Annotated in this window: 14 protein-coding genes; 4 read left to right on the forward strand and 10 right to left on the reverse strand. The window is 67.5% G+C overall.

The window, feature by feature from the left end; genetic code table 11:
• From AC1DF4_RS15100 to AC1DF4_RS15125, 6 genes are all read right to left on the reverse strand, one after another.
• Positions 1-782: DUF222 domain-containing protein (locus AC1DF4_RS15100; protein ID WP_476913644.1), on the reverse strand; the 782-nt coding region annotated here is incomplete at its 3' end.
• A 252-nt stretch (positions 783-1,034) separates the two neighbouring features.
• Entirely contained in the window at positions 1,035-1,790 is a 756-nt protein-coding gene (locus tag AC1DF4_RS15105; RefSeq protein WP_476913734.1) for a YqjF family protein, read from the reverse strand.
• A gap of 29 nt (positions 1,791-1,819) precedes the next feature.
• Entirely contained in the window at positions 1,820-2,209 is a 390-nt protein-coding gene (locus tag AC1DF4_RS15110; RefSeq protein WP_476913645.1) for a DUF1622 domain-containing protein, read from the reverse strand.
• 44 nt (positions 2,210-2,253) lie between these two features.
• Entirely contained in the window at positions 2,254-3,126 is an 873-nt protein-coding gene (locus AC1DF4_RS15115) for an SDR family oxidoreductase (protein ID WP_476913646.1), read from the reverse strand.
• Positions 3,127-3,257: 131 nt separating this feature from the next.
• Complete coding sequence (locus AC1DF4_RS15120; RefSeq protein ID WP_476913647.1) at positions 3,258-3,650, reverse strand: hypothetical protein; 393 nt, start codon at positions 3,648-3,650, stop codon at positions 3,258-3,260.
• Positions 3,647-3,991, reverse strand: coding sequence for a PadR family transcriptional regulator (locus AC1DF4_RS15125; RefSeq protein WP_476913648.1), 345 nt, complete (start codon positions 3,989-3,991; stop codon positions 3,647-3,649). The genes AC1DF4_RS15120 and AC1DF4_RS15125 overlap by 4 nt, the downstream gene beginning before the upstream one ends.
• A 175-nt stretch (positions 3,992-4,166) precedes the next feature.
• Between AC1DF4_RS15125 and AC1DF4_RS15130 the strand changes: the two genes are divergently transcribed.
• A complete protein-coding gene (locus tag AC1DF4_RS15130) occupies positions 4,167-4,793 on the forward strand; it encodes a carboxymuconolactone decarboxylase family protein (protein ID WP_476913649.1) in 627 nt (208 codons plus the stop codon).
• A 10-nt stretch (positions 4,794-4,803) separates the two neighbouring features.
• On the opposite strand, the gene AC1DF4_RS15135 is transcribed toward AC1DF4_RS15130, so the two are convergent.
• Positions 4,804-5,703, reverse strand: coding sequence for an MSMEG_6728 family protein (locus AC1DF4_RS15135; protein ID WP_476913650.1), 900 nt, complete (start codon positions 5,701-5,703; stop codon positions 4,804-4,806).
• Between the two features lie 214 nt (positions 5,704-5,917).
• On the opposite strand from AC1DF4_RS15135, the gene AC1DF4_RS15140 reads away from it, so the two are divergent.
• Positions 5,918-6,445: a hypothetical protein gene (locus tag AC1DF4_RS15140; RefSeq protein WP_224048740.1), complete on the forward strand. Its 528-nt coding sequence runs from the start codon at positions 5,918-5,920 to the stop codon at positions 6,443-6,445.
• Positions 6,446-6,576: 131 nt separating this feature from the next.
• Here AC1DF4_RS15140 and AC1DF4_RS15145 read toward each other — a convergent pair whose 3' ends face one another.
• Together AC1DF4_RS15145 and AC1DF4_RS15150 are read right to left on the reverse strand one after the other, a co-directional pair.
• Complete coding sequence (locus AC1DF4_RS15145) at positions 6,577-7,272, reverse strand: transglycosylase family protein (RefSeq protein ID WP_476913651.1); 696 nt, start codon at positions 7,270-7,272, stop codon at positions 6,577-6,579.
• Positions 7,273-7,531: 259 nt separating this feature from the next.
• Entirely contained in the window at positions 7,532-10,192 is a 2,661-nt protein-coding gene (locus tag AC1DF4_RS15150; protein WP_476913652.1) for an excinuclease ABC subunit UvrA, read from the reverse strand.
• A 48-nt stretch (positions 10,193-10,240) separates the two neighbouring features.
• On the opposite strand from AC1DF4_RS15150, the gene AC1DF4_RS15155 reads away from it, so the two are divergent.
• Positions 10,241-11,332, forward strand: a complete 1,092-nt coding sequence (locus AC1DF4_RS15155; protein ID WP_476913653.1) for an adenosine deaminase — start codon at positions 10,241-10,243, stop codon at positions 11,330-11,332.
• Positions 11,333-11,412: 80 nt separating this feature from the next.
• On the opposite strand, the gene AC1DF4_RS15160 is transcribed toward AC1DF4_RS15155, so the two are convergent.
• On the reverse strand, positions 11,413-12,387 hold the full coding sequence (locus AC1DF4_RS15160) for an aldo/keto reductase (protein ID WP_476913654.1): 975 nt from the start codon (positions 12,385-12,387) through the stop codon (positions 11,413-11,415).
• A 328-nt stretch (positions 12,388-12,715) separates the two neighbouring features.
• On the opposite strand from AC1DF4_RS15160, the gene AC1DF4_RS15165 reads away from it, so the two are divergent.
• A complete protein-coding gene (locus AC1DF4_RS15165; RefSeq protein WP_476913655.1) occupies positions 12,716-14,449 on the forward strand; it encodes a SulP family inorganic anion transporter in 1,734 nt (577 codons plus the stop codon).
• Positions 14,450-14,462 lie beyond the last annotated feature (13 nt).

Genomic DNA, 14,462 nt, shown 5'->3' on the forward strand with positions numbered 1-14,462 from the left:
TGTTCGAACTGTTCGGCGGTCGCGAAGATTTCCAGGTGCTGGAGTCCGTGGCGGGGTTTGCGGATGAAGGCGCCCTGGAGCTGGCGCAGGAGTTCCTCGGAGGGCTCGGCGCCGTCCTGGTCCAGCGCGTCAATCCAGGACCGGGCCATGCGGGAGAGGAAGTCCGGGTCGTTCTCGGCCGCGGTGCGGGTCAGGGCGTGCTCCATCCCGGCGACGGCCTCCTCGTCGCAGGTGTGCCGGACCCGATCCAGGGCCAGGGTGATGATGGTCGCGGCCCTGGACGCGATCTCACCGGCGGCGACGGCGGCCCCGAGTTCCGCATGGACGGCAGGCAAGGGATCCCCAGGGAATCCCTGCCGCGGCAGGAGGGCCCCGCCGAGACAGAGCCGGCGGCGGGACTCGACGGCGCTGATCCTCAGCCGCGCCCGCAGAAACTCCGCCGTGTTCCGGTAACCGTCATCCACCGCGGCACCTGAATCCGCCGCAGACCCGGCAACAGCCGCCGTAGCGGCGGTCACGGCCACCGCGCAGGAAGTAGTCCCGGAATCATCATCCGGCGTGGCGGGGGCGCCGTAGCTGGTGTCGTCGCGCCAACCGGTGGTCCACGTCGTGGTGGTCTTCGCGGCGGCGGATGCGGACTGTTTCCTGGTCCTGTCCACGGCGGCGGCCGCCACGAGCTGCAGGTACTCCGCGGTCCGTGAGAACTCCTCGACCGTGCCGGCGAAATCCGCCGCCTCCCGGAACCCCCACAGCGCGGCGTCCCCGGCCGCCGTCGAACTCACGTTCCGCAGTAACGCCAGGGCACTTTTCAGACTGTCCGTGCTGACCGGTGGGTCGGAGGATTGCATTTCCCCAACGCGGCCCCCACCGGAGGGCCCCGCCGGAGCGATGCCCCGGCCCGGATCTTCGACGGTCATGAAATCCCTAGCGGCTTCCATGAACTCAGTACATCAGAGACCACCGACAGAAATAGGGCGGCCAGGCGTCGGGCTCAAATTTCAGCCAGATGATGTCGATAAACCGGGTCCGGCCCGCTAGCTGAGGACTCGCGGGCGGCCGAACTGGGTGCCGACGCCGGGGGAGTAGAGCACTGATTCGGGCGGCCCCGCCACGCTGATGCCGGCCGCTGCAACCAGTTGGTCCTCACAAGAAATCAGTTGCGCCCGGTGCAGCGGCCACGCGCTGTGGGTATTGGGAACATACAGCGTCCGGCCCCGGAACCGGGTGTGCAGGCCGAACCGGGCCGTGAGGTGGAGGGACAGCGGGTCGGTTGCTTCGACGTCGTGCTCCGGGGCAATCGCAAAATCGGTCCGCGCCCCGCCACGGAACCGCCGGACCCAGTACCCGGCAGATGGGACGCCCTCCGGGCCCTCCCGGCCCGCAAGATCCGTGCGCTCCGCACCCCGGAACCCCGCACGCGACCACACATAAGGAATCCCGGCCGCCCGCGCAGCCAGCACCACAGCGAGCCGCGACGCGTCGAGGCTGAGGAAAACCACACCCCGGGTGCCGTCGGGCTCCCGGGAGTAGAGGCGCACGTTGATTTCCGTGAAACTCCCGAAATACGGAATTCCGGGCCCGCGGCCCAGTCCGGCGCCCTTCATGCGGAATCCGATCAGCCCCACCCAGGCGGATCCGTCAAAATTGTCCGGAACCACGCCGGGAGGCATGAACGAGCCGGCCACAAACTCAGGAATGCGCCAGTGGAGGAAGACCGCGTCCGTCCACCGCTGATCCATGATGATCGGGGCCGGAAGTTGCGGGGCGCTGGGCCAGGGGTCGGGATCCATAACACGGTCCACCAGCAGGTCGGCGGCGTTCAGCCCACCCGCGAAGCAGCCGGGGATCCGTCGGGTTCCTTCTGCCATGGCCAGCGGCCGGTTATTTCCAGCTCGAGGGAGAAGCTCAGGAACGTCCGGATCAGCACAATGATGGCGAGCACACCCACACTTTCATAGGTGGGTGCGACGGCGACCGTGCGGATGATGTCGGCCGCCACGAGCAGTTCCAGCCCGAGCAGGATGGAGCGGCCCAGCAGTTGCCGGTAGGAGCGGTAGACGGAGAACGGTTCGGAGCCCGGCGTCTGGCCCCTCGGCTGGAATCCTCGCAACGCCAGCGGGATGGACACGACGGCGCCGATCACCATGACGGCCACACCGGCCACGTCCATGTACCGGCCGGCGGCTTCGATGATCTGCGGAAGTTCCATAGTCCCTCACTGGAATGCTTGCGGGTGGCTTGAACGGGGAAGCCTTAGGGGTACCGTACGCCTACGCCGGCCAGGATGTCCCGGTAACCTTCCCGGAAGCTCGGGTATTCGAACTCGAATCCGGTGTTCCGCAGCAGTGCGTTGCTGCACCGTTTGTTGCCGCCGCGGGACGGCTCGCCGCCGCCTCCAGCCGCGTCCGACGGCGGCTGGGGCAGTCCCAGCTCGGCGGCCAGAAAGCGCAGCACCTCGCCAAGTTCGGCAGGCTCATTGTCCACACCCAGATACACCGGTGCCGGGACGCGGTCCATGGTGCACAAGTGGACGATCGCCGCTGCGGCGTCGTCGCGGTGTATGCGGTTCGTGAAGCGTGGCCCCGCCGGGATCACGGCCGAACCGCCGCGCACCTGGTCAATGAGCCGCGTCCGACCCGGGCCATAGATGCCCCCGAGCCGCAGGACAACCGGCGTGATCCCGGTGCCGCCCAGCCGGCTGAAGAGCAGCTCCTCCGCCTCGCGGATGATGCGGCCTGAGAACCCGCCGGGCTCCGGCGTCGTGCTTTCATCGATCCATTCCCCGCCGGCGTCGCCGTAGACCGCGGTGGAGGAGACAAAGAGCACCCGCCGGACCGGCGCACTCGAGCCCAGGACGGCGTCCAGCACGTTCGACAGCCCGTCCACGTACGCCGTCCGGTAGGCAGCTTCCGTCGGCGAGTCCGCCGCGATTGCGACGACGACGGCGGTGGTGTCCACCGGGATGGCCGGCAGTTCCCCGGAGCCCAGGTCAGCCGCTGCGCCTTCGATAGCGGCCGGAAGTTTCTCCGGCGAACGCCGCCAGCCCACCACACGGTGTCCGGCCGCGGCGAACCGCAGCCCGGCCTCGGTGCCCAGATCGCCGCAACCGGCCATGAGTACAGTCATAGGTCCAGTCTGCCAGCAATCGCGGCGCTGCCACGCTCGGACAGCCCCGCCGTACCCTCCGGGACTGTGGTCGGAAGCTGGCGCGCAATCCGCAGCCCCGATTGGTGTCGCCAGCGGCTGATTGAGGGACCTCAGCGGGAGGCGTGGGAGCTCTGCACCGGCTGGAAGTAGTCGGTCAGGAACCCTGCCACGAAACCGGCCAGAATCAGCGCGAGCCCAGGAAGGAGGGTGATCGGACCGACATACTCGCGAATGTCGACCCTGAAAAGAAGTGCCAGGAGGACTGCGAAAAGTACGTAGGCGATCGCCGATACCGTCCCAATCGTCACGATGGTTTGTCCCCGTGACCGTCTCTTCATCTTTGGGAACTGCTTCGCGTACTCCCCGGCTGTGCCGAATTCAGCCTCCGCAGGAGCTCCTGCGGCGACCTGATGCGCCCGCATCTCATAAATTACTTCGGCGATTTCGGGTTCGGCCAACCCACGGATTCTGAGATTGAAGGCCAGGCGTCGCTCGTAGCTCATGATTGTTCCTGTGGGGTCGTTCGGATGTGGGTGAGGGCCCGGCTCATTCGGTGCCAGGCTGCTGCCGAGCGCTCCAGTTCGTTGCGCCCTTGCCCGGTGAGTGTGAACTGCTTGCGGCCCGGACCTGCCTGCTCGTGTACCCACGTGTGCTCAACGAAGCCCTGATCTTCAAGTCTCTTCAGGAGGGGGTACAGGGTCCCTCCCTTGATGCGAGTGAAGCCGTGCTGCCGGAGGACCTCGGCGATGGCGTACCCATGGCTTTCGCCGTGGCTGAGCACCGCGAGCACTGCCTGCGGAAGCGCAGCGCGGGTCAGCTCCTGGTCAAGGTCGATGCCATCCACGAATAGATAGTGTCACTAAGTAGGTAGGTTCGCAATGCGAAATGGGTTTCGCGTTGATGGGCCAACGTCGGCCGTTTACAACCATCACGTCGAAGGCCACAATGAGTCGAATCATGGCCTTCACCGACGGGCTGGAGGTCTCATTGACCCCAGCCGCGCTTTGGAGGAGTTTTCAATGACGATCCTGAGAATGACGCCCGAAGCCGAGGCCTCAGGCTTGACGGCTGAGATCTACGACGCCGACCGCCGTTCGCTCGGCTACGTGCCGAGCCATACAAAGGCCATGAGCCTGAACCCTGAGGCCTACTTCGCCTGGGAGGCCCTCACAAAAGCCATCAGCTCCTCCTTAGGCATCCGCCGCTACGAGTTGGTGACGCTGGCCGCCGCCCAGGCCATCGGATCCACTCATTGCAGGCTGGCACACGGGAAAAAGACGCTCCAGATCATTGGTGAAGAGCAATTGCTTGCCATAGCAAGGGACTTCCACGATGCTGGCCTTCCGGAGGCGGAGGTTGCCATGATGGATTACGCGGTGAAGCTCAGCGCCGATGCCGCTTTCATGACCGATAGCGACGCTAAGCGACTGCGTGACTTCGGTTTCAGTGACCGTGAGATCGCCGACATCACTCTGGCTGCGGCCGCCCGAAACTTCTTCAGCAGGGCGGTGCTGGCGATGGGCGTTGACTTAGACGTTCCCGATGGCGTCAGCGAAGAGCTGCAGAACGCCTTACTCGCACCGCTACCCCAGACGCGGGGTACAGCCGAAGAGGGCAGTGCCCCCGCAAATTCAGCCGGTAATTGAACTGTGAGGGCTACCGCGCGGGGATCGGGAAGAAGACGCGCGGATCCTGCAGCAGCGCCGGGTAGTCAAAGTCCGAGCGGCTCAGGATCTCGTCCACCTTGAAGTTGCGCGCGAAGCGGCCTTCCACGGTGATCGGACGGCCCAGGACCTTGCCGACGGCGAAGGACGCGCCGCCGTCGAACGGGACGGCAATCGTCGAGTTGCCCGGAAGCGTGGTGAACGCGTCTTCCTGGTGCTGGCGCTTGCGCGTGGGCTTCTTGACGAGCTGCTTCGGCGGGAGCTTGCGCACCTTAGGCCGGCGGGAGCCGGAATCGGCGTACACGAACTGGTAATCGTCTTCGCCCGCGGGGGCGGCTTTGGCCTTGCCGACGGGCGGCAGGCTGACGGTGTCGAGCTTTTCCGGTGCGGAGTCCCCGAGCGGCAGGCGGAGGACCCACATGCGGTCGCCGGCAGGGTCCTCGGGCACCAGCTCATGCTTGGGCTCTGGCCAGACGTACTCCAGGTCTGGATCGGTACCGGGGAACACTTCCGTGTAGAACCGCGGGTCCTTGGCGATCAGCCGGGAGCGGTGGCTGAGGTGCACATCGGGGGCGCCAAGCCACGGCGGCATCGGGATCTTCGCGGCATAGTCGGGGTGGGCCGCCTGGGGCGCGAATTCCATGATCTTCTCGCGGGTGGTGTCCTCGCCGCCTCGCGCCGTCCACTCGTCGACCATCGCCAGGCCGTACAGAGTCAGTGCGGGAACGTACCCCATCCACATCCGGATGGCCGGGTGCGACTGCCAGCCGTACTCCGGGATCACCAGCGCACGCAGGGTCTGCAGCGCTTCAACGCGCTGCTTGCCGAGCCGTTCGCGGTCCAAAACCGCGGCGCTCTGCTGGAAATCGGGGAAGGGGAGAAAAGTCTGCATCTCTCCAGTTTGAGGCCACGGAGCCAATGCGCCAATTGCGGGAGGCCGCGGGTGAGCGTGTTCACATTTCGGAATGGGACAGACAGCCCACGCGGTCGGCGAGTAAACTAGCACAAAACATCCCTGCGCCGCGGAGGGCACGCCAATGTCGACGAATTTAATCCTTGCACCTGCGGCGCCGCCTGCGCCCGGACAACTGCCCAAGTACGGACGAATGTTGAGCCCTGAAGCACAGGGCATCCTGGTCCTGGAAGAGTTCACCATCGATCCCGCGGCGGCCCGCAAGGAGCAGCACGGCTTCCGGACGGCGCTTGCCTCGGTGGCGCTGACCATGCGGCGGCTGCTGGCGCTCCGGCTGTTCATCGCGGGCGTGGCCATCGCCAACCTTCCCCTGTTCCTGCTCTCCAGCGGCTGGGAGATTTACGTCATCTCCTTGACCCTCGTGGTGGCGGTCCACGCTGCAGTGTCGTGGTTGAACCGACATGAGCCGAAGATCAAGCAGCGGCGGATGCTGGAACTGCATCTCAACCGCGAGAAAAGCGACAACTACCGCAAGGTCCGCGACGCCGTGAAGTACGTCATCGATGCCCCGGCCCGCATGAACGAGAACCTCTACCTCGAACTCCTCGCCGCCAAGCGCGTCGCACTCCACCTGGCCATGGGCACCGTGGCCCTGCTGGACACCAGTGACGACACCGCCTGGAAAGTGCGGATTGTGCGGGAGATTCCGCTCGCCGCCTAGGTCAGAGCAAACGCAACTCACTAGAACACAGCACGACGCCGGAGGGTCCCCCTGAGGGAACGCTCCGGCGTCGTGGTTTAAGCGTCTGCTGCGAGCCGATCGAGGCGATCAGCCCAGCCCAGCCGAACCGATCAGGCCGGCAGCTGCAGCACCTGGCCCGGGAACACCAGATCAGGATTGCTGATCGTGTTGGCGTTGGCGTCGGCCAGCAACTGCCAGCCGCCGGCGATGTTGAGGTGCTCGGCGACCTTGCTCAAGGTGTCGCCGCTCTGGATGGTGTAGGTCTGGCCGCTCAGGGCGACAGCCGCCACGTGGCGCGGTGCTGCGGCGGCCTTGGGGGCGGCGACCTTTGGCGCGGACGCCTTGGGAGCGGCGGCCTTGGGGGCCGCGGTCCGGGCGGGCACCTTGGCCGGTGCCGGAACGGAAGCAGGCGCAAGTGTCCTTGGCGTGCTTTGCGGAGCTATTGCCCCGCCGCTTAGGCCCAGTTTCGCGGCGCAAGCCGGCCACGCACCCCAACCCTGCCCGGCCCGAACCTTCTCGGCAACGGCGATCTGCTGCTCACGGCTGGCGTTGGCCGCGGACCCCGTTCCGCCATAAGCGGCCCAGGTGCTGGGGCTGAACTGCAGCCCGCCGGCATACCCGTTGCCCGTGTTGATGCCCCAGTTGCCGCCGCTTTCGCACTGGGCCAGGGAATCCCACGTGGAGGCGGGGGCTGTTGCCGGAACGGCTGCGTTGGCAGCCGAGGCGGACAAGGCGACGCCCGCGATCGAGACGGCCGCAAGAGTGACGCCGCGGCGCGCGGCAGTGCTGTAGGTTGATTTTTTCATGGGACAGATGCTCCTGAGGGCCACCGGTGCTCGGTCCGTCCCCGGACGTTGTCGCACTACTGCCCGCCCCTGACAATAGAGGTCATTACGGTGTCTACCGGTCGGGCAGTATCTGGTGGTGGCAGCACCGGGCACTCAATGCCCGGTGTCCGGGCATGGACCCAAGGCTAAGACAAGGCCCCACCGTTATCAAGACGTTATTTTCCCTGGCGTTCCCGGTAAAATCAGTCGTCTCTCTGCCGGGGCGCCCGAATCCGCCTCAGCCGAGTACCGCGGCGAGGTACGGCGCCGTCCGGCTCTTCTTGGAACGCGCGACGGCGGCCGGCGTCCCCACCGCGATGATCTTGCCGCCGGCGTCGCCCCCGGCAGGGCCGAGATCGATCACCCAGTCCGCTGCGGCCACCACGTCCATCTCGTGCTCCACCACGATCACGGTGTTGCCCGCGTCCACCAGCCGGTGCAGCTGCGCCATGAGGAGTTCGACGTCGGCCGGGTGCAGGCCCGTGGTGGGCTCATCCAGCAGGTACAGCGAGTGCCCGCGCTGGGCCCGCTGCAGTTCCGTGGCGAGCTTGATGCGCTGGGCTTCGCCGCCGGAGAGTTCCGTGGCCGGCTGGCCGAGCCGGAGGTAGCCCAGGCCCACTTCACGCAGGGTCTGCAGGCTGCGCGCCGCCGCCGGCACCGCGTCCAGGAACTCGGCGGCGGCGTTTACCGTCATGCCGAGGACCTCCGCGACGTTCTTGCCGCGGTAGGTGACCTCGAGGGTTTCAGGGTTGTAGCGCGAGCCGTGGCATTCCGGGCAGGGGCCGTAGCTGCCGGGCAGGAACAACAGTTCGACGGCCACGAAGCCCTCGCCCTGGCAGATCTCGCAGCGCCCGCCCGCGACGTTGAAGGAGAAACGGCCGGCGCCGAAACCACGGGCCCGTGCCTCGTCCGTGGCCGCGAATTCTTTGCGGACGGCGTCGAACAGTCCGGTGTACGTGGCGAGGTTGGAGCGAGGCGTGCGGCCAATCGGTTTCTGGTCCACCTTGACCAGGCGGTCCAGCTGGTCCAGCCCGGAGACCGGGCCGACGCTGAGCGGCTCCCCGGACCCGGCGGACCCGGCGTCGGCGGTCTCGGGGCCATCCGTGTCTTTCGCCGCTGCGTCGACGTCGGGGTGCAGCCGGGCGCCCACCACCTCCGCGAGCACCTGGCTGACCAGGGTCGACTTGCCGGAGCCGGAGACGCCGGTGACCGCGGTCAGCACGCCGAGCGGGAAGTCGGCGTCGAGTTCGCGCAGGTTGTGGCGGCTGATGTCGCGCAGCTCCAGCCAGCCGGCAGCCTCCCGCCGCGTCCCGGCCGCAGAAGAACCGGCCCCGCCACGATGGTGACCGTCGCCGCCGTCGTCCGCGGTACCGGAACGGTCCGCTGACCGTGAAGCGGCCGCTGCGGCCGGGTCCGCTGCACCTGGCCCGTTCGGGAACAGGAACGGCCGGGTCACGGACGCGTCCACCTCGGCGAGCCCGGCGACGGGGCCGCTGTAGAGCACCTCGCCCCCGCCTTCACCCGCGCGCGGGCCGACGTCGACGAGCCAGTCGGCGCGGCGGACGATGTCCATGTTGTGCTCCACGACAAACACCGAGTTGCCGGAGGACTTGAGCTGGTCCAGGACCGCGAGGAGGGGCTCGGCGTCGGCCGGGTGCAGGCCGGCCGAGGGCTCGTCCAGCACGTAGATCACGCCGAAAAGGCCGGAGCGCAGCTGGGTGGCGATCCGTAGCCGCTGCATCTCGCCGGGGGAGAGGGTGGGGGTGGACCGGCCCAGCGCGAGGTAGCCCAGGCCGAGGTCCAGCAGCACCGTGACCCGCTGGAGCAGGTCCCGGGTGATGGCGACGGCCACCTCGTTGCCCTCGCCGGACGTTTGCTTGCGGGAGGCGGTCCCCGCGGCCTCCAGTTCGGTGGTGGGGCGGATGATGTCGGCCAGCTCGCTCATGGGCACGGCGTTGAGCTCCGCGATGGTGCGGCCGGCGAACGTCACGGCCAGGGCGGCGGGGGTAAGGCCGCTGCCGCCGCAGACCGGGCAGGGGCCGGTTTCCATGAACCGCAGCACGCGGTCGCGCATGGTGGTGCTCTTGGAATCGGCGAGGGTGTGCAGCACGTAGCTCTTGGCGCTCCAGAACCGGCCCTTGTATGGCTTGGCCACCCGGTCGCGTTGGGGTGTCACTTCGACCACGGGCTGCTCCTCGGTGAAGAGGATCCAGTCGCGGTCCTTTTTGGGCAGCTTCCGCCAGGGGGTGTCGACGTCGTGGCCGAGATGGGTGAGGATGTCGCGCAGGTTCTTGCCCTGCCAGGCACCGGGCCACGCGGCGATCGCGCCGTCGCGGATGCTCAGCGACGTGTCCGGGACCAGCGAGGCTTCGGTGACGGTGTGCGCGATGCCCAGGCCGTGGCACTCCGGGCACGCCCCGGCGGCGGTGTTGGGGGAGAACGCGTCCGAATCGAGCGGGCTGGCGCCGTCGGGGTAGCTGCCGGCGCGGGAGAAGAGCATGCGCAGCGAATTGGAGAGCGTGGTGATCGTGCCCACCGTCGAGCGGGAACTGGGCGTCCCGCGGCGCTGTTGAAGCGCGACGGCGGGCGGCAGCCCGGTGATCATTTCCACCTTGGGGTTGTGGCCCTGCTGGATCAGCCGGCGGGCGTACGGCGCCACGGACTCGAAGTAGCGGCGCTGGGCCTCGGCGTAGATCGTGCCGAAGGCCAGCGAGGACTTCCCGGAACCGGAAACGCCGGTGAACGCGACGATCGCGTCGCGGGGCACATCCACGTCCACGTTCCGCAGGTTGTTCTCCCGGGCGCCGCGGACGCGGACGAAGCCATCCGCGGGGTGGCCGGCGCCCAACCCTGGGACGGCCGGGGCGGTGGGATCGGAAGCATGCTGATCACTGTGCATCCAACCGACTCTATCCGGGTCTGCCACCTGCGGGCATATCCTTACCGAATGGAAACTAACGACGGCGCCGCTCCCACCGAGGGCACTGCGCAGGACAGCCCAGCAACCGCCACCCCGGAGGTTCCCGAATTCGCCGAGGTCCCCGAGGAAGTGCACGGCCCGCTGCCGGTCGCGGAACTTCACCTGCACATCGAAGGCACCCTCGAGCCCGAGCTGATCTTCGCGCTCGCGGAACGCAACGGGATCCAGCTGCCGTATGCGGACCTGGACGAGCTGCGCTCCCGCTATGAGTTCACGGACCTGCAATCGTTCCTGGACCTGTACTACGCCAACATGGCCGTGCTGCAGACCGAACAGGACTTCGCGGACATGACCCGGGCGTACCTGTCCCGGGCCGCGCTCGCCGGGGTGCGGCATGCCGAGATCATGCTGGATCCGCAGGCACACGTGTCCCGCGGGGTGGCCCTCGAGACCTGCGTGAACGGCGTCGCATCGGTACTGGCGAACTCCCGCGAGGAGTTCGGGATCTCGACCCTGCTGATCGCGGCGTTCCTGCGCGACCAGTCCGAGGACTCAGCGCTGGAGGTGCTGGAACAGCTGCTGGCCATGGACGCGCCGATCGCTGGCATCGGCCTCGACTCGGCCGAGGTGGGCAACCCGCCGGCGAAGTTCCAGCGGCTGTTCGCCCGGGCCAAGGACGCCGGGCTCCGCCGGATCGCGCACGCCGGCGAGGAGGGCCCGCCGTCGTACATCTCCGACGCGCTGGACCTCCTGGACGTGGAGCGGATCGACCACGGGATCCGCTGCATGGAGGACCCCGAACTGGTGGAACGGCTGGTGCAGGAACTCATGCCGCTGACCGTGTGCCCGCTGTCCAACGTCCGGCTCCGGGCCGTGGACACCCTGAAGGAGCACCCGCTGCCGGCGATGCTCGCTGCCGGGTTGAACGTGAGCGTGAACTCGGACGATCCGGCGTATTTCGGCGGGTACGTGGACGACAACTTCGCGCAGCTGAAATCGATAATCGGCCTGTCTGAGTTCGACTGCGTGCGGATGGCGGCCAACTCGATCCGCTCGTCCTTCGCTAGCGAGGAACGCAAGACGGAGCTGCTGGCCGAACTGGCCGCGTCCGGGCACTAAACCCGCAGTTGCCCTATCACCTTTGGTCGCTAAAACGGGCGGATAGGAACCGTAACTGATAGGGCAACGGGCGGCGCTTCTTAGACGTCGATGCTGTCCATATGCGGGTACCGCGCTCCGGCGGCCGCCCCGGCCGGAGCCAGTTCGTCCAGGCGGGTCAGGTCCTCGGCGGAGAGTTCGACGTCGATGGCGCCCACGTTCTCCCGCAGACGGTCGCGCTTCTTGGTGCCAGGGATGGGAACGATGTGTTCTCCCTGGGCCAGCAGCCAGGCCAGTGCCAGTTGCCCCGGGGTGCAGCCCTTCGCATCCGCCAACTCCTTGACCCGCTCCACGAGTTTCAGGTTCCGGTAAAAGTTCTCGCCCTGGAAGCGCGGGGAGTGCCGGCGGAAATCGTCCGCGGCAAAGTCCTCGGGGCTGCGGAACTGGCCTGTCAGGAAGCCGCGGCCCAGCGGGCTGTAGGGGACAAAGCCGATGCCCAGTTCCGCGAGGACCGGGAAGACCTTGGTTTCCGGCTCGCGTTCCCACAGCGAGTATTCGGTCTGCAGAGCGGTGATGGGGTGCACGGCATGGGCCCGGCGCACGGTGTCGGCGCTGGCCTCGGACAGGCCAAGGTGCCGGACCTTTCCGGCCTGCACCAGCTCAGCCATGGCTCCGACGGTTTCCTCGATCGGGACGGTCTTGTCCACCCGGTGCTGGTAGTACAGGTCGATGTGGTCCACGCCCAGCCGCTGCAGGCTCGCGTCGCAAGCGGCGCGCACGTAGGCGGGGGAGCCGTTGATGCCCACCCAGGAGCCGTCGGCCCGGCGTTCGTTGCCGAATTTGGTGGCCAGGACGACGTCGTCGCGCCGGCCGGCGATGGCGCGGCCGACGAGCTCTTCGTTGGTGAACGGGCCGTACATGTCAGCTGTGTCGAGGAGGCTTCCGCCGGCGTCGAGAAAGGCCTGGATGGTGGCGACGGATTCGTTGTCAGCCCCGTGGCCGTAGAACTCGCTCATGCCCATGCAGCCCAAACCCAGGGCCGAGACGGTGAGCGAACCGAGTGTGCGGGTTTCCATAGATATCTCCTCGATCAAGACGGTGGGAGCGGCCTCCGGCGCCTGTCCGTGCAACGGGGCGGCATGCAGTTGGCCGATGGCCACTCTAGGCCTATCGGTCCGGGCGCACAACCGGGCCTCCGGGCGTGCTGAATCCCGCCTGCGCGGCCCCTGTCTGCGTTCCGCGGCCGGCCTCCGAGTACCGACTTCCATTTGCCCTATCACTCCTGGTTGCCAAAACCGGCGGATGGGCACCATAACTGATAGGGCAACGGGGGCCGGGCCCGGCTGCGCCGGGTCACCCTCGACGGAGGATGCACCGGTCGCCCCCGCCCGGCAGAGTGCAGGTATGACCGAGACCCGACAGCCGCGGACGGGCTGGCTGCGCCAGCTGATGCCGGGCGTCGACGTCGCCGCGTCGTACCAGGGGAGCTGGTTCGGCAAGGACATCGTCGCCGGAATCGTCCTGGCGACGCTGTTGGTTCCCCAGGGCATGGCCTACGCGGAGCTGGCTGGGCTGCCTCCGATCACCGGGCTCTACACGACCGTCCTCTGCCTGTTCGCCTACGCAGTCTTCGGCCCGTCCCGCATCCTGGTGCTGGGGCCGGACTCGTCGCTCGGCCCGATGATCGCGGCGACGGTCCTGCCGCTCGTAGCCTCCGACGGCGACCCGCAGAAGGCGGTGGTCCTCGCGTCTATGCTCGCGCTCATGGTCGGCGTCATTATGGTCCTCGCGTCCGTCGCGAAACTCGGGTTCATCGCGGACCTCATCTCCAAGCCCACGATGATCGGGTACATGAACGGTCTCGCGCTCACCATTCTGGTCGGCCAGCTCCCGAAGCTCTTCGGTTTCTCGGTGAGCGCGGATGACTTCATCGGGGACCTTGTGGGGTTCATCCAGGGGCTGGCCAACGGCGAGGCGGTGGTGGCCGCGGCCGCCGTCGGCATCGTCGGGATTGTGCTGATCCTGGCGCTGCAGCGGTGGCTGCCCAAGGTCCCGTCGGTGCTGGTTATGGTGGTGCTCGCGATCGGGGCGGCGACGCTCTTCGGTCTCGCCGAGCGGGGCGTCTCACTCGTCGGGGAACTCCCGCGGGGCTTCCCGCCGTTCACCATCCCGTATCTGGAGTTCTCGGATATCGCCCTCATGTTCGCCGGCGCCCTCGGCATCGCGCTGGTGTCCCTGACGGACACGATCTCGACGGCGTCGGCGTTCGCCGCGCGCTCCGGCGAGGAGATCCGTGGCAACCAGGAAATGATCGGCATCGGTGCGGCGAACCTCGCTGCGGGCCTGTTCCAGGGGTTCCCGGTGAGCACCAGCGGCTCCCGGACCGCCGTGGCGGAACGATCCGGCTCGAAGACCCAGCTCACGGGCGTGACGGGTGCCGTGCTGATTATCCTGATGCTGGTGCTGCTGCCGGGTCTGTTCCGGAACCTGCCGCAGCCGGCCCTGGCGGCCATCGTGATCACCGCATCAATATCCCTCGCCGACATCCCGGGCACGGTGCGCCTCTGGCATCAGCGTAAGACCGAGTTCAACCTTTCGATCGCGGCCTTCCTGGGGGTGACGTTACTGGGGGTTCTGCCCGGCATCGGCATTGCGGTGGGGCTGTCCATCCTCAACATCTTCCGCCGGGCGTGGTGGCCCTACGAGACGGTGATCGGCCGGGTGCCCGGCGTCGAAGGCTTCCATGACGTGCACTTCCACCCGGACGCGAAGCACCTGCCCGGCCTGGTGATCTACCGGTTCGACGCGCCGTTGTTCTTCGCCAACGTCAGGCCGTTCCGAGAAAATATCCGGCGGCTGGCACGGACCGAACCCAAACCGCGGTGGATCGTCATCGCGGCCGAGCCCATCACGGACGTGGACACCACTGCCTCGGATGTGCTGCTTGAACTGGACGCGGAGCTGAACGCGCAGGGCACCTCGCTGGTGTTCGCTGAGCTCAAGCACGGGGTCCGGACCAAGATCGAACGCTACGAACTGACCGCCCAAATCGATCCGCGCCACTTCTACCGCACCATCGACGCGGCGGTGGCCGCCTACATGGCCGAGACCGGCGCCGACTGGAGCGCCGGCGACTAGCCGGCCACGACGT

The sequence above is a fragment of the Arthrobacter sp. 05N429 genome (assembly GCF_056397045.1).